Raw genomic sequence first — 23,157 nt, 5'->3', positions numbered from 1 at the left:
AGCTAAAGCTGCGGGTGAGATATCGAGAGGCTTGGACATGAACAAACGCACCGGCGCGCAGATTTTGGTCGATCAACTGGCCATCCAGGGCACTGACCGTATTTTCACCGTACCCGGCGAGAGCTTTCTCTCCGTGCTCGACGCGCTCCATGATTGCGGTACCATCCAGACCGTTTCCACACGGCAAGATGGCAGCGCCGCCTTCATGGCCGAAGCCGATGGCAAGATGACCGGCGCGCCCGGCATTGCCTTTGTCACCCGCGGTCCCGGCGCGACCAATGCCAGTATCGGCGTCCACACCGCGATGCAGGACAGCACCCCGATGATATTGTTCATCGGCGATGTCGCCCGCGACGACCGCGACCGCGAAGGCTTTCAGGAAGTCGATTTCACCGCGATGTTTACGCCGCTGGCCAAATGGGCGGCGCGGATCGACAATGCTGCCCGGATTCCGGAATATATCGCGCGTGCTTTTGATACTGCCAATTCAGGGCGGCCCGGCCCGGTGGTGCTCGCGCTTCCGGAAGACATGCTGCGCGACGAAGTCGAGGCGCTCGATCGGCCAAAGGTGATCGCTCCGGCCCAGCCGCTGTGCCCCGACGCCATGACCACGCTCACCGATATGCTGCGTGATGCGACCGATCCAATTGCCATCGTTGGCGGTGCGGGCTGGAGCGACAAGGCCAAACATTATTTCGCCCAATATGCCGAGCGCATCGGCCTACCCGTGGCGGTCGCGTTCCGGCGGCAGGATAATTTCCCCAACGAAAGCCCGGTCTATGCCGGAAATCTGGGCTATGGTCCCAATCCCAAGTTAACCCAACGGATCAAGGACGCTGATCTCGTGATCGCGGTCGGCGCGCGGCTCGGCGAGGCCACGACGGATGGCTATACTTTGATTACCCCCGATCATCCCGACCAGATTCTCGTCCACGTCCATCCCGATCCCGACGAGCTCAACCATGTCTATCGCATCAATCTACCAATCTGCGCGGAGATGGATGAATTCGCTGAGCAGGCCGCGCTTTGGCAGGATGATCTGCTCAGCTTTGACGCGGGTAAGGATGCCCATGCTGAATATAGCGCATGGTCTACGCCGCAACCCACCGAAGCCAAGCTTGATCTCGGCCCCTGTGTCGCGGCGATGCAGGAACAGCTCCCCGCCGACGCGATCATCTGCAACGGCGCAGGCAATTTTTCCGGTTGGTGGCATCGCTATTGGACCTATGGCACATATCCCAGCCAGCTCGCCCCTACATCCGGTGCCATGGGTTATGGCGTCCCGGCATCGGTTGCCGCTGCCTTGCGTTTCCCCGACCGCACCGTCGTTTCGCTGGCAGGCGATGGCGACTTCATGATGAACGGTCAGGAACTCGCCACTGCGATCCAATATGATGCCAATCTGTTGGTGCTGGTGATCGACAATGGCAGCTTCGGCACGATCCGGCTGCATCAGGAACGCGAATATCCGACCCGGCTATCGGCCACCACGCTGCGAAACCCCGATTTTGCGGCACTGGCAAAAGCTTATGGTGGATGGAGCCAAACGGTCGACAGCACGGATGCATTTGCACCGGCATTGGCCGAAGCCATGCAGCACAAGGGTCTGAAATTGCTCCACGTAAAGACCGATGTCGAATTTTTGACAGCAGCGGGAGCAACGGTTAGCAAGCTTAGGAACAGAGCAAGCTGAAGCAATCGGGGGAGAACAGAAATGCTGCAGAAAATAGGCCGCTATTTGGGTATTTTGGTTCTTTTGATTGTCGCTGTTCTGACTGTGGCCTGGGCGACGTCCCCAGACCCCCGTTTCAACCCGGCAAGCTTTGAAGAGCAACCATTGACCGCTGGCATCGCGCCGCTGAACGAGGCCGTTACTTTAGCCCAATATAGAAATCCGGACGGCAAGATCATCACCCTTCAAGTGCTCAGCTTTTCCGGGGAGACGATCACAGGAATCGACCTGGCCTCACTCGGCGCGGCACCGGGCGACGATCCTTTTGCAGTGCTAGAATCGGCCAATGCCGCCCCTGTCACCTTAGAAACAGCAAGCGACTATCCAAGCCAGGAAGTGGCCATGTCGGATTTGCTGCCTTCGGGTACAAGCGGCATGCAGCATATCGGGACCGGGACCAATTTTCCGGAACATGCAGAAGAAGCGAACAATGCGTCGGTGTTCCAATTCCCCAAATTCGGTGCTGCGACGCCCGCGCGGACCAAGATATCCGCAAGCCAGGATTACTTGCTGGATTACGAAGTCGAGCTCTGCATACGCTTCGACCGGGACATCAGTTCCGCACAAGATTTCGAGGGTACCAAAAAGGGCCTGTTCCTGTGTGGTGACTTCACCAATCGCAACCTATTGGTCCAACTCGCCGATCCCAATAATCTCAATTCCGGCCGCGGCCTCAGCGATGCAAAAAGCGGCCCGCAGTCGTTTCCCACCGGGCCATTTCTAGTCATCCCAAACGACTGGGCCGCCTTTACCAAAAACCTGAGGATGACGACCAGCGTCAACGGCGAGCCGCGTCAGGATGCTCGGGGTGCAGAGATGATACTGGATTTCAAACAACTGTCCGAGAAAGCGCTCGGCGATATGTCCGAACCGCGTTTTCTATACCGCGACACGTTTCATTTCTTGACCACGGACAAGCGGATAAACACGAGTACAACGTTGATGTCCGGGACATCCGAGGGCGTCATCTTCGCGCCGCCAACCCGCGCGGACATCATAGAGGCTCTTTTGCGCTATATCCGGAAGGGCGGTCCGCTGTCTGACAAATCATTCACCGATATTGTCGGGGAGACATTTGTCGAGAATGAAATTGAGTCCGACCATTTCTTAAAGGCCGGAGATATCATCCGCCACGATTCAAACTTTTTGGGTGATATTGAAGTTGAAGTTACCCCTCTCTGAAGTCTGACTTCCGAGAGGAGTTCGCTCAGGCGCTCAGCGCAAACTCTGTCGGATGCATGCCACCGAGCCATGGATCCGGCTCTGTTTTCTGCGCGACAATATCCCGGATCATGTCGACAAGCCGATCGGATTCCTTGACGCAATTCGCCTTGTCGAAACAAGCAATGGCGCCCCGGTTCAGTGCGTCATCCCTGATTTCTGACCCCTTCACCGAGTGAGACGATATGATCATCACCGAGGACAATGAATGGGCGACGATATGATCTAGAAGCTGCAGCCCATCCATTCCCGGCATATTGATGTCGACCAATACCAGATCGAACAGCCGTTCATTCAAAATGGCCATTGCCTGGAAAGCGTCTGCGGCGTGTTCCGGAGGACGAAAGTCGCGATTGTCGCTGATCACCAAATCCAGCATGGCTCTCAACGTTGAAGAATCGTCGACAATAAGCGTTCTAATTGCTCCGAGCATGACTATCATCTCCCTTCACCAAGCCGATCGCTTGAACAGTCCCATCAATATACGGTTGAAGTGAGATTCCGTTAACCATCTTCGCGCATTTCATTTTCGGGCAGCAGCAGCAGCCGAAGCAACCATATGGGCAGGGTAGTCGGCCGGATGGCTCAACAATGGCGTCCTTATAGCTAAGCTGCGCCCATCGCCAAAATTGCGTCCCACTCTTCTGCCGTCACCGGCGCCACAGAAAGGCGGGTTTGGCGGAGTATTGCTAGATTTGCGAGCGTTGGATTTTGCTTCATTGCTTTGAGAGGCACCGGTTTGCTCAGTTTCCGCACAGGCTTTACCTTGACCACCACCCAGCGATCCGGGTCGGTTGTAACGTCCGGGCTCTGTTCTTCGCTGACTTCCATGATGCCAACCACTTCCAGCCCTTGGCGTGAGTGATAGAAAAACACTTCATCACCCTTTTTCATCGCCTTCATATTGTTGGAAGCTTGCGCATTTTTCACGCCATCCCAGGTGCCCTCTCCCTCGGCGATCAGATCATCCCAGCCATAAGCATCCGGTTCTGATTTCATCAACCAATATTGCCGCATGTCGCGCTCCTTTTGTGCCGGGCACATGCTAGCCGACAATGCGCCAACAAAAAAGGCCCCGCAATCAAGCGAGGCCTCTCTTGTCCGTCCATGTCTGAACCTATTTGGGCATCAGGACATGGTCGATGATATGCATGGTGCCATTGCTAGATTTCACATCCGCTTCGGTCACGTTCGCTTTGTTGCCGACGCCATCTTCAAGGACGATTTTATCCCCGTCCATTGTCGCCTTGATCACACCGCCTTGCAGCGTGGTGAGGCTTGCGGTTCCGTCGCCATCAGCAATCGCCTTCGCAATATCGGCAGCGGTCATGCTGCCTTTCACGAGAGCATATTTTGAGATAGAGACCAATTCTTCCTTGTTGTCGGCGCTCATGAGTGCGCTCAACCGTTCACCGTCCATTTTGTTGAACGCTTCGTTCGTCGCCGCAAAGCTTGTAAACGGACCATCGTCTTTCAGTTCAGCCGCAATACCCGAAAGGCCGACCAAGGTACTGGCGGTTGTAAGGTCCGGGTTGGCTTGCAAAACGGCCGTCATATTGGTTGGTTTGGTCTCGTCAGCGATGCGCGCGTCGAGAATTTCCTGCTCTTCTTTACTCAGCTCCGACGAGCATGCCTGCAAAGTGGCCATCAGCGCAAATGCGAGCACGAATTTGGGGGGATTGAACATGAATTTCCTTTCCTCTGATCAATTAAATTCCCGCACCATGCGGGCATATGTGGTGAAATTCGAAGGCGAACTACGCCGGTGAGCAAGAGAAAGCAAACCCACAATTGTGCAAATAGAAAAAAGGCCCCGCCTGTTGGCGAGGCCTTTCCCAATCCATCCTAGTTCGGGGGATGAAACTTAGCCCGGCATGATAACCGTATCGATGGCGTGGATCACACCATTTGATGCCTCAACATCGGTCAATATCACGGTAGATTTGCCGCCAGCCGCATCTTCAAGAATGACGGATTCGCCATCAAGCGTAGCTGTCAGCGACGCGCCCTGCACGGTGGTCAGGACTGCCGATCCGCCGCCATCGGTGATCGCCTTGACCACATCTGCAGCTTTCAGTTGCCCTGCGACAACATGATATGTGAGCAACCCGGTCAGGTCATCCTTCATTTCAGGTGTCAGCAACGCTGCCAAAGTATCGGGATCAACCTTCGCAAAGGCATCATTTGTCGGCGCGAAAACAGTGAAAGGGCCCTCTCCGCTCAATGTTGTCGCGAGATCAGCTGCTGTTACAGCGGTCACAAGGGTTGAGAAATCTGCATTGCCTGCGGCAACGTCAACAATTGTACCGGTCTCTGCGGTCACGGCGGAATCCATCATGGCTTCGGCGGAACCTTCGTCGGCAGCCGCCTCGGGGGCGTCGGTCGAGCAAGCCGCAAGAGCAACGACCGCGGTGGTTGTGAGTATCAATTTGGGGGAAATACGCATGATAAGCCTTTCAAATCTATAAATGCATCCGTTCCAGCTGCCTATGCGGCTGGTCCTTGGATGTTCAAGAGATGGGCTATTTCAAAGCAGCTTCAAACATGTCCTTTGGGGCGTATCTGGCCTTCAATCCGTTCCGAGATGGACAAAATCGCGATCAAAGCTCTTCAGGCTGGCGCCGCCATCGACATATATAGTCTGGCCAGTGACCACTTTTGCTCCGGCCAGATAGGAGACAGCATCAGCAATATCATCGGGAATGGGGAGTCGGTCCAGCGGCATCATTGCCGTAACATTTTCCAACTGGTTGTCACCATATTCTCCAGCGGTCAGCGTTAATCCCGGAGCCACGCCATTGACGCGAAGCTTGTCAGCGCAGGCAATCGCCAGCGAATGCACGGATCCAGCCAAGGCCTGTTTGGATAGCGTATAGCTAAGCTGATCGCGATTGGGATTGCGGATGCGCTGATCCAATATGTGGATAACGCAGGCTCTGTCACCTGCACCGGACAAGCGCTTGTGAAGCTCTGTCGTCAGCAAGACCGGGACAAGGCTGTTCACCCGCAAATGCTGTTGCAGATCCATCTCGCTGATCAGATCGGCATCATCCTGACCGAATATCGAAGCGCTGTTGACGACCAGGTCCGGTGTTCGTCCGAAATGTCCAACAACCGCTTCCATCAGCGCTTCGGCTGCGCCTTCATCCAAAAAATCCATTTGGAATCCAGACCATTGGCAACCGGTGTCCCGCAATCGATCCGCGAGCTGATCATCAGGTTTGATATCGCTATTGCCGTGCAGCGCCAGCGCATAGCCCGAATCTGCCAATCGTGCCGCAATCGCCGCTCCAACCCGTTTGACGCCGCCGGTGACGAGCGCGAGCGGTCGGGTCATCTTCGGCTCCGACTAAGAGTGATGCCGATCTGCTCCCCATTTTCGGAAATTAGCAGTTTGACGATTTTCACCCTGACTCGCAAAACCGACGGATCCTGAAGAAACAATGTTTCAATGATATGGTCCGCAACTGCTTCGATCAGTTTAAAATGTACGCCTTCGGGCAAACCCGATGTAGCGGCATGTTTGAGATCCATATAGTTTTTGGAATGATCAAGCGGCGTGTCAGGCTCATAGCGATCTTGTATTTTGAGATCCGCCGCGATCGAGATGCGCAGAGGTTGCGGCAAATGGGTTTCTTCGGAATAGATTCCGGTGAGCACGTCAACATCCAGGTCGTTGACTTCCAATAGCAAAGTATCTGTCATAATTTATCTCTGACCATGTTCCTGTTGAAATGGCAAGTCAGGCAGACCAGCGGGCAAAAATTGCCGTCGGCAAAAGCAAGTCGCGAGCCTCTTCACGCACAGCCAGTTCACCCACTTCGATCGTACCGCTCAGATGGGCCAGTTTTTCGTTCAGCAGCGAGCCCAGCGCCAGTGCGGACATACGCACAGCATAGACGGTGAGAAAGAGGCAGCGACTATCGGCATCGAGCAGCTTTCCGCAATTTTCGATCAGGCCAGCAAGATGCTCTTCCAGCCGCCAGATTTCGCCATCCGGGCCCCGGCCATATTTGGGCGGGTCGAGTAGGATTGCATCATAGCGCCGCTCCCGCCTGACTTCACGGGCCGCAAATTTTGCGGCATCGTCGATGATCCAGCGGATCGGACGTTCGGTCATTCCTGACAAGGCAGCATTGTCCCGCGCCGCGGTCACCGATTTCTTGGATGCATCGACATGCACCAGATGTGCTCCCGCTGCCGACAGCGCCAAAGTACCGACGCCGGTATAGCCGAAGAGATTCATCATCTGCGCGGATTCAACATCCTGAAGATTGCCACGGAACCAGCGCCAAACCGGATCCATATCCGGGAAGTAGGCGAGATGCCGAAACGGGGTGCATTGGGCGGTGAAGCTGATTTCTTCCCAGTCCATCTGCCACCCTTCTGTCGGAACATGGCTTTTCAGATGCCAGCGGCCACCGCCATCTTCATCGGATGCGGGAATAAATTCCCCATCGGCTTGCCAGTCAGCCTGGGCGGGCGCCCACATGGCTTGCGGTTCAGGGCGGATGAAATGAAATTTCCCGTAACGCTCGAGCTTGCGGCCATGACCAGAATCCACCAGCGCATAGTCGCTGCGCGGATCGCTGATCATCAATATCGGGGCGGAGCTAATGTCAGCCATCGGTTGGCGTGGCGTTCGACATGATGAATTGTTTTACCGAATCATAGTCACCCGGCAGCTTGGTATATTTTTCTTCCCGATCAAACAGATCACCAACCCGGCGGGGCAACATCGGACGTATCCCGGTCGCCCGCTCAACCGCATCTCGGAACTTGGCGGGGTGCGCGGTTGCCAGAGTCACGACCGGCACGGATGGATCAAGATCGACATTTTGTGCTGCCGACAAGCCGATGGCGCTGTGCGGGTCGATCACCTGGCCCGCCTCTTCATGCGCCCAACGCATTGCCAGTGCCATATCGTCGGAATCAACGCGATGGCTGGTGAAAATCTGGTCCGCAGATTGCCGCATAGCGGGCTCCAGCTGCATATTGTGACTTTGTTCAAAAGCGGCCATCCGCGTCGCTGTTTTGTCACCGTTACGGCCTTCCAGGTCGAACAACAGGCGCTCAAAATTGCTGCTGACCTGAATATCCATCGATGGTGCCGCTGTTGGCGTCACGCTTCCGGTCGAATAATCACCAGCGCTCAACGCCCGGTGCAAGATGTCGTTCACATTGGTCGCTACGATCAGACGCTCGATTGGCAGTCCCATTTTCGCGGCCACATAGCCAGCGAAAACATCGCCGAAATTGCCAGTGGGCACCGAGAAAGCAACCTTGCGGTGCGGCGCGCCCAATTGGCTAGCGGCGTAGAAATAATAGACAATCTGCGCCATCAAGCGCGCCCAGTTGATTGAGTTCACCGCTGAGATTGAGAAACGATTGGCCACTTCCTGATCTGCGAACATCCGTTTTACCATCGCCTGGGCATCATCAAAGCTGCCGTCAATGGCGATATTGTGGACATTGGGTGCACGCACAGTGGTCATCTGCCGTCGCTGGACATCGGATATCCGGCCATCGGGATGGAGCATGAAAATATCGACCTTGTCGCGGCCGGCCAGCGCGTCAATCGCAGCGGATCCGGTGTCACCGGACGTGGCGCCCACCACCGTGAGATGCTTGTCCTGCCGTGCCAGAAATTTCTCGAACAGAAGGCCAAGCAATTGGAGGGCCACATCCTTGAATGCCAGCGTCGGACCGTGGAACAGCTCAAGCAGCCACTGCTGCCCGTCCAGCTGCACAAGCGGTGTCACACCGACATGAGAGAAACGGCCATAAGCCTGTTCACACAAGTCACGCAATTCGGCTTCATCCAGCGTATCACTGACAAATGGAAGCATGACCCGAACAGCGGTTTCCACATAAGAAAGGCCCGCCATAGCGGCAATCTCATTGGCGCTGAAGGATGGCCATGATTGCGGGACGTATAAACCGCCATCGCCAGCCAGTCCGGCCAGGGTTACTTGTTCGAAATTCAGTGCGGGCGCTGCGCCTCTGGTCGAGATATAGTCCATAATGGCCAGCGGATTAGGGTAAGTTACCCGATTGAGCAACGCCCTTGTTGCGCCCCCGCAATGCGATCAGAAAGATGATCAAGGCAATGAAGCCGAAGAGGAACCATTGTACGGCATAGGACATATGGTTGTTCGGGATGTCCTCGATGTTCGGCGGCTGGCTTTTCTGCAGGCCCGCGATCGGCTCACTGACCACCAGGCGGATTACATATTGGCTGTCTGGAGCGATGATTCCATCGACGATTCCACCGGCCCATTCCGGATCATCCGGCCGTTCGGACCATCCCACCACAACCTGCGCACCGGGACCTTCCGCACCCGCCGTCCTGCAATGGGCGATATGCGCCCATCCCGACTTGCCGGTCTCGCTGCGCCCGCTGGTCGACCGCCAGCCGATAACCTCCAGGCAGTTGACCGACGATTTTCGGAAATAAAGCGATGTCTCATCTTGGTTGGGCACTGCGGGATAAGCAACAGCAGGCCGATTCGCCGCAGCGGCATAGGTTGCGAGAAGGTCATTTTTCCATTCCGCGCGCTGCAGCTGCCAAAGGCCGAGGCCCACCATGGTTGCGACGGCGGCGAGTACCAAAACGGTACCGATGATCGGCAAGCGCTTCATCATGCGTCGCTACTCTCGTCGATACTGCCCTCCCGGGCCTGATTCCGATGTTCTAAAATCAACAAGATCGCTTTGGACACTCTAAGCGATCCAACGACCGCAGCGATGGTGAGAGGGACCCAGAGCAGAACATGCACCCAGATCGGCGGATTGAAATTGCTTTCCACCGCGAGCGCCAGGCCCAAGATGACAGCGCCGACAATCAGGGTCAGAAAAGCGGCTGGCCCGTCCCCGACATTATAGCGACCAAAGTCCAGGCCGCAGGCGCGGCATGTATCGGAAAATTGGGTAATATGCGCGAATAACGTCTTTTGCCCGCATTTGGGGCAAAGACCAAAAAGGGCAGCAGGAAGAACATCCGGCTGCCCTTTTGTATTATCGGTATCCGTCAACGCGATGGCCTAGTGGACCGGTGCGCCCCAGCCGCCCCATACATAGACGACGACGAAGAGGAACAACCATACGACATCGACAAAGTGCCAATACCAGGCAGCCGCTTCAAAGCCGAAATGCTGTTTCGGTGTGAAGTGACCTTTATAGGCCCGCGCCAGACAGACGATCAGGAAGATCGTGCCAACCAGAACGTGGAACCCGTGGAACCCGGTCGCCATGTAGAATGCCGCGCTATAGTTGATGCCTGCAAACGGGAATGGTGCGATGCTATATTCATAAGCCTGGATGGCGGTGAACACAGCGCCGAGGATGATCGTCAGCCAAAGGCCAGTAATCAAACCCTTACGGTCTCCGTGGATCAGCGAATGGTGCGCCCAGGTAACGGTTGTACCGGAGCAAAGCAGGATCATGGTGTTGAGCAATGGCAGTTCAAAGGCGTTGAGCACTTCGACACCCTTCGGTGGCCATTGCAGAAGCGCCGCAGCGCCATCTTGTCCGATATAATTGGTCGTGACATTTTCAATCATTTCTAGCGGCTGCGGGAAGAGCGCGAAGTCGAACCACGCCCAGAACCAGCCCACAAAGAACATGACTTCCGATGCAATGAACAGGATCATTCCGTAACGCAGATGCAATTGCACCACCGGCGTATGGTCACCCGCATGGGCTTCCTTGATCACATTGGACCACCAGGCGAAAAATGTCAGTCCTACCGCAGCAAAGCCGACGTAGAACAGCAGCGCGCCGTGCGCCATATCATGCATCCAGCGGATGCCGCCAATTGCCATGACAAAGGCAGAAAACGAACCAACCAGCGGCCAGATGTCTGGCGGCAGAATGTGATAATCATGATTTTTGGCACCGGCCATAATAATTCCCTAACCTTGTCTCAAACTTCTCTTAGCTATCGCCTGCACCGGCGTCTAGCGCCCGCTGATCGTTAGAACGATAAAAGGTATAGCTAAGCGTAATTTCCTTGATATCTTTTGTTTCCGGATCATCCATAATCGCCGGATCAACATAATAAAGCACCGGCATCCGCATGGTCTCGCCGGGTTTCAGCACCTGTTCGGTAAAGCAGAAGCATTGAACCTTGTTGAAATATTGGCCCGCCAGAAGCGGTGTCACGTTGAATGTAGCGGTGCCAACCACCGGCTGGTCGCTATTGTTGGTCGCGATAAAGATCGCCATGTCGCGGGCGCCGACGCTGACCCGGTCCACCGCCTGCTCAGGCTTGAATGACCACGGAAGCGCCGAGTTCACATTGGAATCGAACCGAATAGACAGAACCTCGCTCGCGGTTTTTACGGTCGCGGCTTGCGCTACGCCCACGCGCTGAGTCGTACCACCATATCCGGTCACACGGCAAAAGACTTCATATAGCGGAACGGCGGCAAAGCCGAGGGCGAGCATGCCGAGTCCCATGGACGCCGCCATCCAGCCGCTGCGCCGGTTCTTACCAGCAAGAGAGGCTTTCGCGGTCGTCATCAGGACGCGGTTCCAATTTTTACAATCGTGATAAAGTAAAAAAGCACCACCATGAACATCAACAAGCCAGCCAAGATCACCGCGCGTTGCTTCTGCCGTGCCTGATAGGCTTTCTGTTCCTCGGGGCTCATGGCCGTCTTGCTGCTATCGATTTCGCTCATGACAATATCATCCGGTCAGCCACCACCGCCCCAAATAAGGCGAACAGATAGAAGATTGAAAATTTGAACAGGCGTTTTTCCATCGCCATATCGTCCGGTGCCGTCGTTTGGCTGCGGGAGACCTGCCAAGACAGAAGGCAGAAGACCGCGCTCAGCACAATGGCAGCAGCACCATAGATTGTTCCGGCTAGACCAAGCGCGAATGGCGCGACAGCAACCGCCGCCAACACGAGACTATATCCGAATATCTGATGACGGGTTGATTTCCGGCCAGCGACAACCGGCATCATCGGAACACCGGCTTTCGAATAGTCACTGTTCATGAACAGCGCCAGCGCCCAGAAATGTGGTGGCGTCCAGAAAAAAATGATCGCGAACAGCAAAATCGGCATCAGCGTCACATCGCCGGTAACCGCCGCCCAGCCAATCGCGGGCGGGAACGCGCCAGCGGCGCCGCCGATCACGATATTCTGAGGCGTGCTGCGCTTCAGCCAGATGGTATAGACCACGGCATAGAAGAAGATCGAAAAGGCCAAGAATATGGCGCTGAACCAATTGACCGCCACGCCCATCAAAAGCACCGAAAAGACAGACAATCCGATACCGAAATGCAGTGCAGTTTCCCGATCCATCCGGCCAGCCGGCAAGGGTCGCTCACTCGTGCGTTTCATGATCGCGTCAATATCCGCCTCATACCATTGGTTGAGCGCTGCCGAAGCCCCTGCTCCAAGGCTGATCGCCAAGATCGCCGTAAAGCCGATGATCGGATGTATCGTCCCCGGTGCAGCCAGCAATCCGCAAAGCGCCGTAAATATGACCAGCGACATCACGCGCGGCTTGGTCAGCGCGAAGAGATCCTTCGCGCTGGCTAGGCCCAACATGGTTTGTGACGCAGTGGTCATTTTGCTTTCCAAGCTACCGACTGGACCTCAGATCACTTGATCTGAGGAAGGGTTTCGAATTGGTGGAACGGCGGAGGACTGGACAACGTCCATTCCAGAGTCGTCGCGCCTTCACCCCAGTAATTGCCTTCCGCTTTGCGGCCAGCCATCAAAGACCAACCGATATTCACGAAGAAGATCAACACGCCAACCAGCATCACGGCATAGCCGAGCGAACTGATCTGGTTCCAATAAGCAAACTGCTCAGGATAGTCGGCATAGCGACGTGGCATGCCTTGCTGTCCGAGGAAATGCTGTGGGAAGAACAAGATGTTCACGCCGATGAAGAAGATCCAGAAATGGAGCTGCCCCAGCAATTCACTGTACATCCGGCCCGACATTTTCGGGAACCAATAGTAGAAGCCGGCGAAGATCGAGAAGACCGCACCCAGCGACAGCACATAGTGGAAGTGAGCAACCACATAATAAGTGTCGTGGAGATTGTCGTCGATACCGCCATTGGCAAGCACAACACCGGTCACGCCACCGACGGTAAACATGAAGATGAAGCCAAGAGCCCACATCATAGGCGTCTTGAAGGAAAGCGAACCGCCCCACATCGTCGCGATCCACGAGAAGATCTTGATGCCGGTCGGCACTGCGATAACCATGGTTGCGGCGGTGAAGTACATTTTCACGTTAACCGACATGCCGGTGGTGAACATATGGTGCGCCCAGACCACAAAGCCGACGACACCGATCGCAACCATCGCATATGCCATGCCGAGATAACCGAAAATCGGTTTGCGGCTGAAGGTCGAGATAATGTGACTGACCATACCGAAACCGGGCAAGATCATGATGTAGACTTCGGGGTGACCAAAGAACCAGAAGAGATGCTGATAGAGAACGGGGTCACCGCCACCCGCGGCATCATAAAAGGCCGTACCGAAGTTACGATCGGTCAACAGCATCGTAATCGCCGCAGCCAGCACAGGAAGCGCAAGAAGCAGCAAGAATGCTGTCACCAGAACCGACCAGACAAACAGCGGCATTTTGTGCAGGGTCATACCCGGTGCGCGCATGTTGAAGATGGTGGTGATGAAGTTGATCGCTCCGAGAATGGAGGAGGCACCTGCCAGGTGGAGCGACAGGATCGCCATATCCACAGCCGGGCCAACGGACCCGCTCGTCGAGAGCGGTGCATAGACCGTCCAGCCGGTGCCCGCGCCGTTGCCGGTCCCGCCGGGAACGAAGGAGGATCCGAGAAGCAAGAGGAACGCGGGGACCAGAAGCCAGAAGCTGACGTTGTTCATCCGCGGGAAGGCCATGTCCGGCGCACCGATCATAAGCGGCACAAACCAGTTACCAAAGCCGCCGATCATAGCCGGCATCACCATGAAGAAGACCATGATCAGGCCATGCGCCGTAATCAGCACGTTCCAAAGGTGATAGGCCTGATCCATCGTAGCTTCGCTGCCGTTGGACATGCTTGCCCAAGCCTGCAGATACTGGATACCTGGCTCAGCCAGCTCCAGCCGCATCAAACCGGAAATTGCACCACCTATGATGCCCGCAACAATAGCGAAAATCAGATAGAGTGTGCCGATGTCCTTATGGTTGGTCGACATAAACCAGCGCTGGAAGAACGCCGGCTTGTGATCCGCATCATGCGCATGATCGTCGATATGGCCATCTGCTGTGATTGTTGTCATTGCTCTAACCCTCAGTTGGTCGCAGCGGCTGCATCGGCAGGCGCAAGTTCGGTTGTCGTATCAGTGACTGCAGCGACTTCTGTCGCCTCAGGCTCGGCAGCGTCGCTTTTCACAGTGCCGCCATTGGCGAGAAGCCAGTTGTTGAACTTCTCTTCCGATAGCACTTCGACGGTGATGGGCATGAAGCCATGTCGTGCGCCACATAGTTCGGAACATTGTCCGTAATAAACGCCTTCGCGGTCAATCTGCAGAACCTTTTCATTGATCCGACCAGGAACAGCATCAAGCTTGAACCATGCTGCCGGGATCGCAAAGCTGTGAATAACGTCCGCAGCGGTGATCAAAAGCTTCACGGGCTTGCCCACGGGAATAACCATCCGGTTGTCGGCAGCCAGCTGATAAGGCTCGCCGCGCGCTTCGGCTTCCTCTTCGGTCAGCATGTTTGAAATAACTTCGAAATCGCCATTGTCAGGATAGCTATAGCCCCAATACCATTGGTATCCGGTCACTTTCACCGTGAGCGCATCTTCCGGCGCCGGTTCAAATTGCTCGGCCAGCAGGCTGATCGACGGGACGGCGATAACCACGAGAATCAGGACCGGAATGACCGTCCAGATGATTTCGATAAATGTATTGTGCGTTGTTTTCGAAGGCACAGGGTTGGCGCCTCGGCGAAAACGAAAGACCACCCAGAAAAGCAGGATCAGAACGAACAGGCTAACTCCGACCATCATGGGGACCAGAATTGCATTGTTAATCCAGTGCGCCGTCTGACCCGTTTCACTAAACTGCTCTTGAAAATCAATGCCGCCATCAACCGGCATCCCAATGCCGGGCGTGGGTTTCATCGGGGTATAAAGAGCAGGATCAAGTCCAGAGGCGGTGGTCGCGGCAACAGCCGGTGCTTCCGCCGATTCAACTGCGCTCGCTGCCGCTGGATCCACAACCGGCGCTTCCGGCAATGCTTCCTGCGCCGACAAAGCTGCCGGTGTGAGAATCAGGCCAATGGCCAGAATCCAAGTTTTCACAAAATGAGTCATATATCGCTCAACCCTATCTTACCCCAAGTTTCGGTAGTCTTTCAGCAACGGCTCGGCAATTGGAATCACTAAGACCGGTCTGAAATAGTCCGATTGCGGCGGCTTATAGGCATGGTTGTCACAAGCCTCAAGCTACCGATTGGATATTTTTTCAGTTTTTTGCCTTTAATTTTTCTGGCAATGCGTTGGCAATATGCCCATCTGGACATGTAGAAATAAAACAAGCCGGGATAAAACATTGACAGAAGACGAGATTTTAGCCGAATTCCGGAGCAGCGATGCCTTGCTGCAGGGTCATTTTGTTCTGTCGTCCGGGCGTCACAGCAGTCGCTATTTGCAATGCGCAAGGCTGCTGATGAACCCCGCACGCGCAGCCCGGATGGCGACAGCGCTGGCTGAGAAAATTCCGCAGAATATTCGGAGATCCATTGATATTGTCGTTTCACCGGCCATGGGCGGCGTGATTGTCGGCCATGAAATGGGACGGGCGCTTGGTCTGGATGCGCTGTTTCTGGAGCGGCCGGAAGGCACGTTCGAACTGCGTCGGGGCTTCCGGCTGGAACCCGGTCAGAAAGTGCTGATGATGGAAGATGTTGTCACCACCGGCCTTTCCTCGCGGGAAGCCATTCAGGCGATCCGCGATGCCGGCGGCGACGTGGTTGCTGCCGGCGCGCTGGTCGACCGGTCCAATGGCGCGGCTCAATTTGACGTCCCCTTCATTCCGCTCGTGACGCTCGACGTGCCATCTTATGCACCGGATGAGGTGCCGCCCGAGCTGGCCGCCATTCCGACGACAAAGCCGGGCAGTCGCCAAGCATGAGCGATGCCCCCTTCCTCAGACTGGGTGTCAATATCGATCATGTTGCCACCATCCGCAACGCCCGTGGCGGCGAGCATCCGGAACCGGTGCGAGCCGCTCTGGTCGCGGCAGAGGCAGGGGCAGACGGTATTACCGCCCATTTGCGCGAAGACCGCCGCCATATCCGCGACGATGATCTGCTCGTGCTGATGGACAAGCTCACGATCCCGCTCAATCTGGAAATGGCTGCGACCGACGAGATGCTCGCCATCGCCCTGCGCCACAAACCACATGCGGCCTGTATCGTACCGGAAAATCGCGAAGAGCGGACGACCGAAGGCGGGTTGGACGCAGCGGGCATGCACAATAAGCTAGCTGATTTTGTCGGGCAGCTCAAAGAAGCGAATATCCGCGTCAGCCTGTTCATCGAGCCCGATCCACGCCAGATCGAAGCCGCCATCCATCTCGGCGCGCCGGTCGTCGAATTTCACACCGGCCATTATGCCGAGGTCACCGGCGCCGCGCGCGAAGCAGAGCTCCGGCGGATTGCCGATGCTGCGGCACTCGCGGCAAAAAATGGCATTGAGCCCCATGCTGGCCACGGCCTGACCTTCGACAATGTCGTGCCGATCGCCGCCATCCCGCAGCTCGTCGAACTGAACATCGGCCACTTCCTGATCGGCGAAGCGATTTTCAACGGGCTGGATGGCAGCATCAGACAGATGCGCGCGCTGATGGATGATGCGCGATGATCATCGGCCTCGGTTCCGATCTCTGCAACATAGAGCGGATCCAGAATTCGCTCGATCGCTTTGGCGAGCGGTTTGAAAATCGCGTGTTCACCGAACTGGAGCGCGCCAAGGCCAGACGCCGCCCGTTCACTATTGCCGGAACCTATGCCAAGCGCTTCGCCGCCAAAGAGGCTTATTCCAAAGCGGTCGGTACCGGCTTTCGCGCCGGGGTCTTCATGAAGGATATCGGTGTGGTCAATGCCAAGAGCGGTGCGCCGACACTTGCCCTGACCGGCGGCGCGAAAAAACGGCTCGACGCGCTGACTCCGGCGGGATATGAAGCCATCGTTCATCTCACACTCACCGATGATCATCCATGGGCACAAGCATTCGTGATCATTGAAGCCCATCCGTTGTAGGAAACACGCTTCGCATGGACCAGGACACAAAAGACAAAAATATGGCTCTAGAAAATACCGCTGACAGCGAAACCGCCAAAAAACCGGAGAAAGAACAGACCGACTGGATCGGCGAGATCAAAAGCATCGGCATGCTGTTGCTCGCGGTGCTGGCGTTCCACAGTCTGGTAGCCAAGCCCTTCTATATTCCGTCAGTATCGATGATGCCCGGCTTGCTTGTCGGTGACCGGTTGATCGTCAGCAAATATGCCTATGGCTGGTCATGGGTATCCCCGACTTTCCACATTTTGCCACGCATGAAAGGCCGGCTGTTCGGCAGCCTGCCCGAGCGCGGCGACATTGTGATCCTGACACCAAAAGACGCGAGCGCGGATTGGATCAAACGGATCATCGGTCTTCCCGGAGACACGATAGAACTTAGAGGCGGCCAGATATTCCTCAACGGCGAGGCCGTCGAACAGAAAATCCAGCCCGATCTGCAAGTGCCGATTGATGCCAATGCCCCCTGCAGTCTCGAGTTTCCCGGCTTGCAAAGCACCAATGCCAGTGGCGAGCCGGTTTGCAATCTCCCAATCTTGCGCGAGACCCTTCCCAACGGGGTTTCCTATGATATCATCGACCTCGGTCCGAAGTTGACCGATGATTTTGCGCCGCTGGTCATACCCGAGAATAATGTCTTCCTCATGGGCGACAATCGCGATCTCAGCGCTGATAGCCGGGTTTCGATGCGCGACGGTGGCCTTGACGGTCCGATTCCGTGGGAAAATATCGGTGGCCGGGCAGAATTTATCACATTCTCCCTGGACGGTACCACGACTTGGAATCCACTGAGCTGGCTCGGCGCATTTCGCAGCGGGCGGGCGGGCACCAGCCTGCGACCAGACAAAGCCGCCGCCGCTGAATAGCTCTCCTAGAGCCGCAAACCTGCGGTCTCGTCCAGACCAGCCATAATATTGAGATTCTGTACAGCGGCGCCAGCGGCACCCTTGCCAAGATTGTCCAGCCGCGCGATGAGTCGGGCGTGATAGCCTTCAGCGTTGCCACAAACGAACAGCTCAAGCCGGTCGGTCGGGGCGTCATTCTCGCTGATCAACAGCTCTGACACGTCGCCGCCGCCCTGCACCGAAACGATCTTCGAGTCGGCAAAAAACACGCTCAGGTCTTCCAAAAGCTGTTCCGCGCGCGCAGATCCCATAGCCCCCAGATGAAGCGGCACGTCGACCAGCATTCCGCGAAAGGCGCGGATCACCGACGGCGCAAAAATAACGTCATGGGTCAGACCGCCATGGGTCTTCATTTCGGGCATATGCTTGTGGTCAAAGTTCAGACCATAGCTGCGATAGCCCAAATCCGCTTCTTGCGCGAAACGCTCGATCAGTGCCTTTCCGCCGCCGGAATAGCCAGACACGGCATTCAGCACATACGGCCAATCTGCCGACAGTCGGCCATTGGCAATCAAAGGCGCTATCAGCGCCAGAAAGCCAGTTGGATAGCAGCCGGGATTGGAAACAAAACGCGCATTGGCGATGGCCTCTCTCTGACCTTCGCGAAATTCGGCAAAGCCATAGACCCATTCGTCAGCTGTCCGATGCGCTGACGAGGCATCAATCACACGGGTGCTATCATTCTCGATCAGCGACACCGCCTCTATGGCCGCCGCGTCTGGCAGGCACAGGATGACAAAGTCGCTGCCGTTAATCGCATCGCGCCGCGCGTTGACGTCTTTGCGTTGATCCTCGGGAAGCTGGATGAGCGTGAATTCACTCCGCCCGGAAAGCCGTTCGACGATCTCCAGTCCGGTCGTGCCGACCGCACCATCTATGAAAATTTTATGCGTCATCTTAAGCCTCAGGAAAGTCGTTTGCGAGCCAATATCGGTTGTTCTGATGTTTTGGCAAATCGGGCAACCGTATCCTTCAATGGTTCAATTATCACCTGCATCTTATGCGAAGTGCAGTGAATGATTCGATCTTTATCGATCATCAATCCAACATGATCTGGAAAGAAAACCAGATCGCCACGTCGCAGCGCCTCGTCTTCCGGAATATCTTCGCCCAGCGCCGCCATCTGCTGGTCACTGTCCCGCGGCGCGGCAACGCCGGTCAGCGCCAATATCATCTGGACAAGCCCGGAACAATCCAGACCGTCACCGCTCCGACCACCCCAGAGATATGGTGCGCCGATCAGCTGTTCAGCGAGGGCCGCCGTGCCGTTGCTGCCGTCAAAAACAACCTGCGTACCAATAGCCTGCACGTGATGGACATGGACAAAGCCCTTGCCGGTTTTCAAAAAATTCCCGCATTCGCTGGGTTCACCGCAGGCAATCCGCGCGCCCATTGGCAGCCGCTTCATGACTCCCGATTTGAAATCCGGTTCCATGAAGATCAGCGCTGCGCGCGCAAAGATCAAATGAGTCGGTACGGGTGTCTTCTTCTGATGTTGCAGAGCATGGACCGGCACGTAGCCGACATAGCCGTCATGGCCGCAATAGCCCCAGGCCCAATCGCCAGCGATATCCAGCACATGGAAATCCTCGCCGTGCAGCAATTCGGAAATCGCTTCATGATCCTTGCCACTTTGCTTGCGGATCATCGCTTTCGGCGCAGAACAACGCATCGGCATTGATTCAGCATAATGCGGCGCAAACATTTTCCCGGCGAGCGCAATATCGGCCAGGTCGCCGCGATGCGCGGTAATCCGGGGATCGAAATCCCCTTCCGGACCGTTCAACACGAATTTCGCGTGCGCGCCTGTATCTGCAGTTTCCATATTCATGGTTTCGAAATCCCAATTGCGCCTCAAAATGTCTCCACTCTGCGGCTTATGCGCCATATTGCAAAGTTATGACAATCGGCCGCCCTTACCCGACCTAGGGCCGGTTAATCAAGCGGTGTCGCAGAAGCCTATTGGGCGTATCGGTCGTTCAAATAGCGCCAGCTGGCGCGCAGCCCCAGCGCTTCGCCGCCTTTTGGCCGTCCCGGCTTGCTCGCAGGGCGCCACGCATAGGTATCAAAATGCGCCCAAGCCACAGAATCCGGAGCGAATTTCTTGAGAAACAAAGCGGCCGTGATGCATCCCGCAAAAGAACCGGACGCGCTGTTGACGCAATCGGCAATGGTGCTGTTCAACCGGGAATCATAGCCGGACCACATCGGCATCTGCCAAAGCGGATCACTCTCCGCTTCGCCTGATGCCAGCAATCCGTCCGCCATCGCCTTGTCGTCGCAGAACATAGCCGGCAAATCAGGGCCCAGCGCAACGCGGGCAGCACCGGTCAATGTGGCAAAATCGATGATCATTTCCGGATCTTGCTCGCCGGCCAGGGTCAACGCATCGCCTAGAACCAGACGGCCCTCGGCATCGGTGTTGGTAATCTCGACCGTCAGACCCTTGCGGCTGTTCAATATATCACCCGGGCGCAGAGCATGGCCGTCGACCGAATTTTCCACAGCGGGAATCAGCAGATGCAAATGCACCGGCAAATTGGCTTCCATCACCAGTTTGGCCAGGGCAATCGCATGGGCCGCGCCGCCCATATCCTTTTTCATCAGCATCATGCCAGCCGGGGATTTCATCGAAAGCCCGCCGCTGTCAAAGGTCACCCCTTTGCCGACAATCGCTATTTTCGGATGATCGGCCTTGCCCCATTTCAATTCGATCAAGCGCGGCGCATGCGCCCGCATCGCCGCTTTGCCAACGCCGTGGATCATCGGGAAATCTTCTGCCAGCGTGTCACCCCGCGTGACGATCAATTCTGCGCCATTTTGCTCCGCCAGCTTGTCGACCAAATCTTCGATCTTGTCCGGCCCCATGTCGGCGGCTGGCGTATTGACCATATCGCGAACCAGCGCCGTGGCTTCTGCCTGACGCACGGCCTCATCGCACTGACCAAGGGCATCCTTGACCAACAGCACGCTAGGTCCTTGCTGATTGGGCAGTTCCTTGTAGCGGTCAAATTCATGCTGCGGGATCATCCAGCCGAACAGCGCGCCTTTGGCACTTGCGCCGGCAAGGCGATAGGTTCCCTCGGGCAATCTGCCGCCAAGCTTGGCTAGCGACCATGAATCGAGCTTTTCGCGATTCAAAACACCAGCAACAACGGTAAAATCATCGGCGATGGACTTGTCATCATTCTTGCCACCGACCAACGGCAACAACAGGTAGGAATCCGGATTGGCGACAAATTTATAGGCACCAACAATGGCCCGGATCGACTCCGGTTGCCCTTTCAGCCAATCTTCAAAATTATGCACATCCAATATCTGGATGGTGCGCGCGGTCTGGCCGGTGTCGGCCTGGATCAATGCCTTAAAATCAGTCATTTGATCACTATAGCTCCAGATGAAGCCGAGCGCGAGAGTCTATTCTGCCGCGATGCTTGCCACATCATCCTGATTATCCGGCGAATGAACCGCGACCGCCCCGGCCTTGGAAAAGACGAGAACCCCGTCATCCACCGTTTTGTGTCGCAGGTTGATAATATCCTTGGGATAATTTTGATTGAGCCTCCAAGGCTTGCGATCACCTTGTTTGGGCAAATCCTTGATCGCCCGCTGGACGTAGCCGGAGCTGAAATCCAGCATCGGCTCTGTTCCAATAGATCCGTCGGACGGCAAAGTCGGAGTCGCGATCGGCGTTCCGTTCTCGGCCATGAAATTGACCAGGCGGCAAACATATTCGCTGGTGAGATCGGCTTTCAACGTCCAGCTGGCGTTGGTGTAGCCCATCGTCATCCCGAAATTGGGAATGCCGGAAAACATGACGCCTTTATAATTGATGGTCTCGCCAAAATTGACTGGCTTTCCGTCAACCGAAATAGTCGCGCTGCCGCCGGTGAGCATTTTTAGGCCCGTCGCCGTGACGATGATATCCGCTTCCAGTGTCTGACCCGATTTCAGCTTGATTCCCTCTTTGGAAAAGCTTTCAACATGATCGGTTACGATCGACGCTTTGCCCGATTTAATCGACGCGAATAGATCACTGTCGGGAACCAGACACAGGCGCTGATCCCATGGATTATAGCTGGGCGTGAAATTGGCCATATCCACGTCCGGCCCCATTTCTTCCTGCACCATATCAAGCAAGCGCTTTTTAAAAGCCTTGGGCTTGTTGCGGGCAAGATTGAACGTGAACAGGCCCCACAGGACATTTTTCCAGCGGGTCATCAAATAAGCGAGTTTGCTCGGCAAGGCTTTGCGGAATCGCAAGGCCCATTTGTCGACACCGGGCGCCGATACGATATATGTCGGAGAACGCTGGAGCATGGTCACATGTTCGGCGCTTTCCGCCATCACCGGAACAATCGTCACCGCGGTCGCACCGCTGCCGATAACCACCACTTTCTTGCCGCTATAGTCCATATCTTCGGGCCAGAATTGCGGATGGACAATCTGTCCGGAAAACTCGGCTTTTCCCGGGAAGTCCGGGTTATGGCCTTCCTCATAGTCATAATAGCCCGAGCACATGTGGAGGAAATTGCACTGGACTGTGCTGAGCGAACCATCACCATGTTGCAGGCTGACGGTCCACAAGGCCTCTTCGCTGGACCAGCTGGCATCCACAACCTTGTGGTTGAATTGAATTTTGTCTTTCAGACGATATTCGTCGACCGTTTCGTTGAGATATTTAAGGATCGATGGCGCGTCAGCAATGGCTCTGCGCGAGGTCCAGGGTTTGAAATTATACCCCAGCGTATACATGTCGCTGTCCGATCGGATACCGGGATAGCGAAACAAGTCCCAGGTCCCGCCAAGCCGCTCTCGTCCCTCGACAATGGCAAAGCTCTTGCCAGGGCATCTTTTGGTGATGTGAACAGCCGCGCCAATACCGGACAAGCCGGCGCCGACAATCAGAACGTCAAGAATCTTATTTTCCATGCCCGCACACTACTGACATGAGTGTTAGCTGGCAAGGGCGTGATTTTACGAGGTTTTGG

Annotated in this window: 26 protein-coding genes; 6 read left to right on the top strand and 20 right to left on the bottom strand. The window is 55.8% G+C overall.

Annotated features, from left to right (window positions below):
* Window positions 1-37 precede the first annotated feature (37 nt).
* On the top strand, window positions 38-1,693 hold the full coding sequence (locus ABJV08_RS05600) for a thiamine pyrophosphate-binding protein (RefSeq protein ID WP_348037635.1): 1,656 nt from the start codon (window positions 38-40) through the stop codon (window positions 1,691-1,693).
* 21 nt (window positions 1,694-1,714) lie between these two features.
* Window positions 1,715-2,914, top strand: a complete 1,200-nt coding sequence (locus ABJV08_RS05595) for a fumarylacetoacetate hydrolase family protein (protein ID WP_348037633.1) — start codon at window positions 1,715-1,717, stop codon at window positions 2,912-2,914.
* Between the two features lie 25 nt (window positions 2,915-2,939).
* Here the strand turns inward: ABJV08_RS05595 and ABJV08_RS05590 are convergent, their stop codons facing one another.
* The 16 genes from ABJV08_RS05590 to coxB form a co-directional block, all read right to left on the bottom strand.
* On the bottom strand, window positions 2,940-3,386 hold the full coding sequence (locus tag ABJV08_RS05590; protein WP_348037631.1) for a response regulator: 447 nt from the start codon (window positions 3,384-3,386) through the stop codon (window positions 2,940-2,942).
* A gap of 173 nt (window positions 3,387-3,559) precedes the next feature.
* A complete protein-coding gene (locus ABJV08_RS05585) occupies window positions 3,560-3,970 on the bottom strand; it encodes an EVE domain-containing protein (protein ID WP_348037629.1) in 411 nt (136 codons plus the stop codon).
* A gap of 100 nt (window positions 3,971-4,070) precedes the next feature.
* The gene (locus ABJV08_RS05580) at window positions 4,071-4,640 is read right to left on the bottom strand and encodes a fasciclin domain-containing protein (RefSeq protein ID WP_348037627.1); all 570 of its coding nucleotides are present in this window, start codon (window positions 4,638-4,640) and stop codon (window positions 4,071-4,073) included.
* 177 nt (window positions 4,641-4,817) lie between these two features.
* Window positions 4,818-5,399 (bottom strand): fasciclin domain-containing protein, encoded by a 582-nt coding sequence (locus tag ABJV08_RS05575; RefSeq protein WP_348037625.1) that lies wholly within the window; start codon window positions 5,397-5,399, stop codon window positions 4,818-4,820.
* A 123-nt stretch (window positions 5,400-5,522) separates the two neighbouring features.
* Window positions 5,523-6,290 (bottom strand): SDR family oxidoreductase, encoded by a 768-nt coding sequence (locus ABJV08_RS05570; RefSeq protein WP_348037623.1) that lies wholly within the window; start codon window positions 6,288-6,290, stop codon window positions 5,523-5,525.
* Window positions 6,287-6,658, bottom strand: coding sequence for a dihydroneopterin aldolase (locus ABJV08_RS05565; protein WP_348037621.1), 372 nt, complete (start codon window positions 6,656-6,658; stop codon window positions 6,287-6,289). Before ABJV08_RS05565 ends, ABJV08_RS05570 begins: the two co-directional genes overlap by 4 nt.
* Before the next feature lie 37 nt (window positions 6,659-6,695).
* The gene (locus ABJV08_RS05560) at window positions 6,696-7,580 is read right to left on the bottom strand and encodes a class I SAM-dependent methyltransferase (protein ID WP_348037619.1); all 885 of its coding nucleotides are present in this window, start codon (window positions 7,578-7,580) and stop codon (window positions 6,696-6,698) included.
* Window positions 7,573-8,976, bottom strand: coding sequence for a threonine synthase (thrC, locus tag ABJV08_RS05555; protein ID WP_348037617.1), 1,404 nt, complete (start codon window positions 8,974-8,976; stop codon window positions 7,573-7,575). Before thrC ends, ABJV08_RS05560 begins: the two co-directional genes overlap by 8 nt.
* Before the next feature lie 13 nt (window positions 8,977-8,989).
* On the bottom strand, window positions 8,990-9,598 hold the full coding sequence (locus ABJV08_RS05550) for an SURF1 family cytochrome oxidase biogenesis protein (RefSeq protein ID WP_348037615.1): 609 nt from the start codon (window positions 9,596-9,598) through the stop codon (window positions 8,990-8,992).
* A complete protein-coding gene (locus ABJV08_RS05545; protein ID WP_348037613.1) occupies window positions 9,595-9,987 on the bottom strand; it encodes a DUF983 domain-containing protein in 393 nt (130 codons plus the stop codon). Before ABJV08_RS05545 ends, ABJV08_RS05550 begins: the two co-directional genes overlap by 4 nt.
* A 9-nt stretch (window positions 9,988-9,996) precedes the next feature.
* Window positions 9,997-10,857 carry a cytochrome c oxidase subunit 3 gene (locus ABJV08_RS05540; RefSeq protein WP_348037611.1) on the bottom strand — a complete coding sequence of 287 codons (861 nt, stop codon included), beginning with the start codon at window positions 10,855-10,857 and terminating at the stop codon, window positions 9,997-9,999.
* 31 nt (window positions 10,858-10,888) lie between these two features.
* On the bottom strand, window positions 10,889-11,476 hold the full coding sequence (locus ABJV08_RS05535; RefSeq protein WP_348037609.1) for a cytochrome c oxidase assembly protein: 588 nt from the start codon (window positions 11,474-11,476) through the stop codon (window positions 10,889-10,891).
* Entirely contained in the window at window positions 11,476-11,637 is a 162-nt protein-coding gene (locus tag ABJV08_RS05530; RefSeq protein ID WP_348037608.1) for a hypothetical protein, read from the bottom strand. The genes ABJV08_RS05535 and ABJV08_RS05530 overlap by 1 nt, the downstream gene beginning before the upstream one ends.
* Window positions 11,634-12,539, bottom strand: a complete 906-nt coding sequence (locus ABJV08_RS05525) for a heme o synthase (RefSeq protein ID WP_348037607.1) — start codon at window positions 12,537-12,539, stop codon at window positions 11,634-11,636. The genes ABJV08_RS05530 and ABJV08_RS05525 overlap by 4 nt, the downstream gene beginning before the upstream one ends.
* A gap of 32 nt (window positions 12,540-12,571) precedes the next feature.
* Window positions 12,572-14,233: a cytochrome c oxidase subunit I gene (ctaD, locus tag ABJV08_RS05520; protein ID WP_348037606.1), complete on the bottom strand. Its 1,662-nt coding sequence runs from the start codon at window positions 14,231-14,233 to the stop codon at window positions 12,572-12,574.
* Window positions 14,234-14,244: 11 nt separating this feature from the next.
* Entirely contained in the window at window positions 14,245-15,273 is a 1,029-nt protein-coding gene (gene coxB, locus ABJV08_RS05515; RefSeq protein ID WP_348037604.1) for a cytochrome c oxidase subunit II, read from the bottom strand.
* Window positions 15,274-15,511: 238 nt separating this feature from the next.
* Here coxB and pyrE point away from each other — a divergent pair, with 238 nt between their 5' ends.
* From pyrE to lepB, 4 genes are read left to right on the top strand one after another with little or no spacing between them, the layout of a single operon-like run.
* A complete protein-coding gene (gene pyrE / locus ABJV08_RS05510) occupies window positions 15,512-16,093 on the top strand; it encodes an orotate phosphoribosyltransferase (RefSeq protein ID WP_348037602.1) in 582 nt (193 codons plus the stop codon).
* Window positions 16,090-16,824, top strand: a complete 735-nt coding sequence (locus tag ABJV08_RS05505; RefSeq protein WP_348037600.1) for a pyridoxine 5'-phosphate synthase — start codon at window positions 16,090-16,092, stop codon at window positions 16,822-16,824. Before pyrE ends, ABJV08_RS05505 begins: the two co-directional genes overlap by 4 nt.
* A complete protein-coding gene (acpS, locus tag ABJV08_RS05500) occupies window positions 16,821-17,222 on the top strand; it encodes a holo-ACP synthase (protein ID WP_348019005.1) in 402 nt (133 codons plus the stop codon). Before ABJV08_RS05505 ends, acpS begins: the two co-directional genes overlap by 4 nt.
* Before the next feature lie 41 nt (window positions 17,223-17,263).
* A complete protein-coding gene (gene lepB, locus ABJV08_RS05495; protein WP_348037647.1) occupies window positions 17,264-18,127 on the top strand; it encodes a signal peptidase I in 864 nt (287 codons plus the stop codon).
* A 5-nt stretch (window positions 18,128-18,132) separates the two neighbouring features.
* Here lepB and argC read toward each other — a convergent pair whose 3' ends face one another.
* The 4 genes from argC to ABJV08_RS05475 all read right to left on the bottom strand — a co-directional run bounded on the left by argC (window position 18,133) and on the right by ABJV08_RS05475 (window position 23,098).
* Window positions 18,133-19,062, bottom strand: a complete 930-nt coding sequence (gene argC / locus ABJV08_RS05490; protein WP_348037598.1) for an N-acetyl-gamma-glutamyl-phosphate reductase — start codon at window positions 19,060-19,062, stop codon at window positions 18,133-18,135.
* Window positions 19,063-19,070: 8 nt separating this feature from the next.
* The gene (locus ABJV08_RS05485) at window positions 19,071-19,997 is read right to left on the bottom strand and encodes a C40 family peptidase (RefSeq protein WP_348052398.1); all 927 of its coding nucleotides are present in this window, start codon (window positions 19,995-19,997) and stop codon (window positions 19,071-19,073) included.
* Window positions 19,998-20,125: 128 nt separating this feature from the next.
* Window positions 20,126-21,544: a leucyl aminopeptidase family protein gene (locus ABJV08_RS05480; protein WP_348037594.1), complete on the bottom strand. Its 1,419-nt coding sequence runs from the start codon at window positions 21,542-21,544 to the stop codon at window positions 20,126-20,128.
* Between the two features lie 39 nt (window positions 21,545-21,583).
* The gene (locus ABJV08_RS05475) at window positions 21,584-23,098 is read right to left on the bottom strand and encodes an NAD(P)/FAD-dependent oxidoreductase (protein ID WP_348037592.1); all 1,515 of its coding nucleotides are present in this window, start codon (window positions 23,096-23,098) and stop codon (window positions 21,584-21,586) included.
* Window positions 23,099-23,157: the final 59 nt, after the last annotated feature.

This window comes from Parasphingorhabdus sp. (genome assembly GCF_039982395.1).
Taxonomy (GTDB): Bacteria; Pseudomonadota; Alphaproteobacteria; order Sphingomonadales; family Sphingomonadaceae; genus Parasphingorhabdus.
Note: the sequence above shows the minus strand (reverse complement) of the source record. Positions and strands in the feature narration are given on the sequence as shown.

What these genes read in the sequence shown, in the direction of transcription:
- ABJV08_RS05600 (WP_348037635.1), top strand. Translation starts at nt 38, where the DNA reads ATGAACAAACGCACCGGCGCGCAGATTTTGGTCGATCAACTGGCCATC.
- ABJV08_RS05595 (WP_348037633.1), top strand. Translation starts at nt 1,715, where the DNA reads ATGCTGCAGAAAATAGGCCGCTATTTGGGTATTTTGGTTCTTTTGATT.
- ABJV08_RS05590 (WP_348037631.1), bottom strand. Translation starts at nt 3,386, where the DNA reads ATGCTCGGAGCAATTAGAACGCTTATTGTCGACGATTCTTCAACGTTG.
- ABJV08_RS05585 (WP_348037629.1), bottom strand. Translation starts at nt 3,970, where the DNA reads ATGCGGCAATATTGGTTGATGAAATCAGAACCGGATGCTTATGGCTGG.
- ABJV08_RS05580 (WP_348037627.1), bottom strand. Translation starts at nt 4,640, where the DNA reads ATGTTCAATCCCCCCAAATTCGTGCTCGCATTTGCGCTGATGGCCACT.
- ABJV08_RS05575 (WP_348037625.1), bottom strand. Translation starts at nt 5,399, where the DNA reads ATGCGTATTTCCCCCAAATTGATACTCACAACCACCGCGGTCGTTGCT.
- ABJV08_RS05570 (WP_348037623.1), bottom strand. Translation starts at nt 6,290, where the DNA reads ATGACCCGACCGCTCGCGCTCGTCACCGGCGGCGTCAAACGGGTTGGA.
- ABJV08_RS05565 (WP_348037621.1), bottom strand. Translation starts at nt 6,658, where the DNA reads ATGACAGATACTTTGCTATTGGAAGTCAACGACCTGGATGTTGACGTG.
- ABJV08_RS05560 (WP_348037619.1), bottom strand. Translation starts at nt 7,580, where the DNA reads ATGGCTGACATTAGCTCCGCCCCGATATTGATGATCAGCGATCCGCGC.
- thrC (WP_348037617.1), bottom strand. Translation starts at nt 8,976, where the DNA reads ATGGACTATATCTCGACCAGAGGCGCAGCGCCCGCACTGAATTTCGAA.
- ABJV08_RS05550 (WP_348037615.1), bottom strand. Translation starts at nt 9,598, where the DNA reads ATGATGAAGCGCTTGCCGATCATCGGTACCGTTTTGGTACTCGCCGCC.
- ABJV08_RS05540 (WP_348037611.1), bottom strand. Translation starts at nt 10,857, where the DNA reads ATGGCCGGTGCCAAAAATCATGATTATCACATTCTGCCGCCAGACATC.
- ABJV08_RS05535 (WP_348037609.1), bottom strand. Translation starts at nt 11,476, where the DNA reads ATGACGACCGCGAAAGCCTCTCTTGCTGGTAAGAACCGGCGCAGCGGC.
- ABJV08_RS05530 (WP_348037608.1), bottom strand. Translation starts at nt 11,637, where the DNA reads ATGAGCGAAATCGATAGCAGCAAGACGGCCATGAGCCCCGAGGAACAG.
- ABJV08_RS05525 (WP_348037607.1), bottom strand. Translation starts at nt 12,539, where the DNA reads ATGACCACTGCGTCACAAACCATGTTGGGCCTAGCCAGCGCGAAGGAT.
- ctaD (WP_348037606.1), bottom strand. Translation starts at nt 14,233, where the DNA reads ATGACAACAATCACAGCAGATGGCCATATCGACGATCATGCGCATGAT.
- coxB (WP_348037604.1), bottom strand. Translation starts at nt 15,273, where the DNA reads ATGACTCATTTTGTGAAAACTTGGATTCTGGCCATTGGCCTGATTCTC.
- ABJV08_RS05505 (WP_348037600.1), top strand. Translation starts at nt 16,090, where the DNA reads ATGAGCGATGCCCCCTTCCTCAGACTGGGTGTCAATATCGATCATGTT.
- acpS (WP_348019005.1), top strand. Translation starts at nt 16,821, where the DNA reads ATGATCATCGGCCTCGGTTCCGATCTCTGCAACATAGAGCGGATCCAG.
- lepB (WP_348037647.1), top strand. Translation starts at nt 17,264, where the DNA reads ATGGCTCTAGAAAATACCGCTGACAGCGAAACCGCCAAAAAACCGGAG.
- argC (WP_348037598.1), bottom strand. Translation starts at nt 19,062, where the DNA reads ATGACGCATAAAATTTTCATAGATGGTGCGGTCGGCACGACCGGACTG.
- ABJV08_RS05485 (WP_348052398.1), bottom strand. Translation starts at nt 19,997, where the DNA reads ATGAATATGGAAACTGCAGATACAGGCGCGCACGCGAAATTCGTGTTG.
- ABJV08_RS05480 (WP_348037594.1), bottom strand. Translation starts at nt 21,544, where the DNA reads ATGACTGATTTTAAGGCATTGATCCAGGCCGACACCGGCCAGACCGCG.
- ABJV08_RS05475 (WP_348037592.1), bottom strand. Translation starts at nt 23,098, where the DNA reads ATGGAAAATAAGATTCTTGACGTTCTGATTGTCGGCGCCGGCTTGTCC.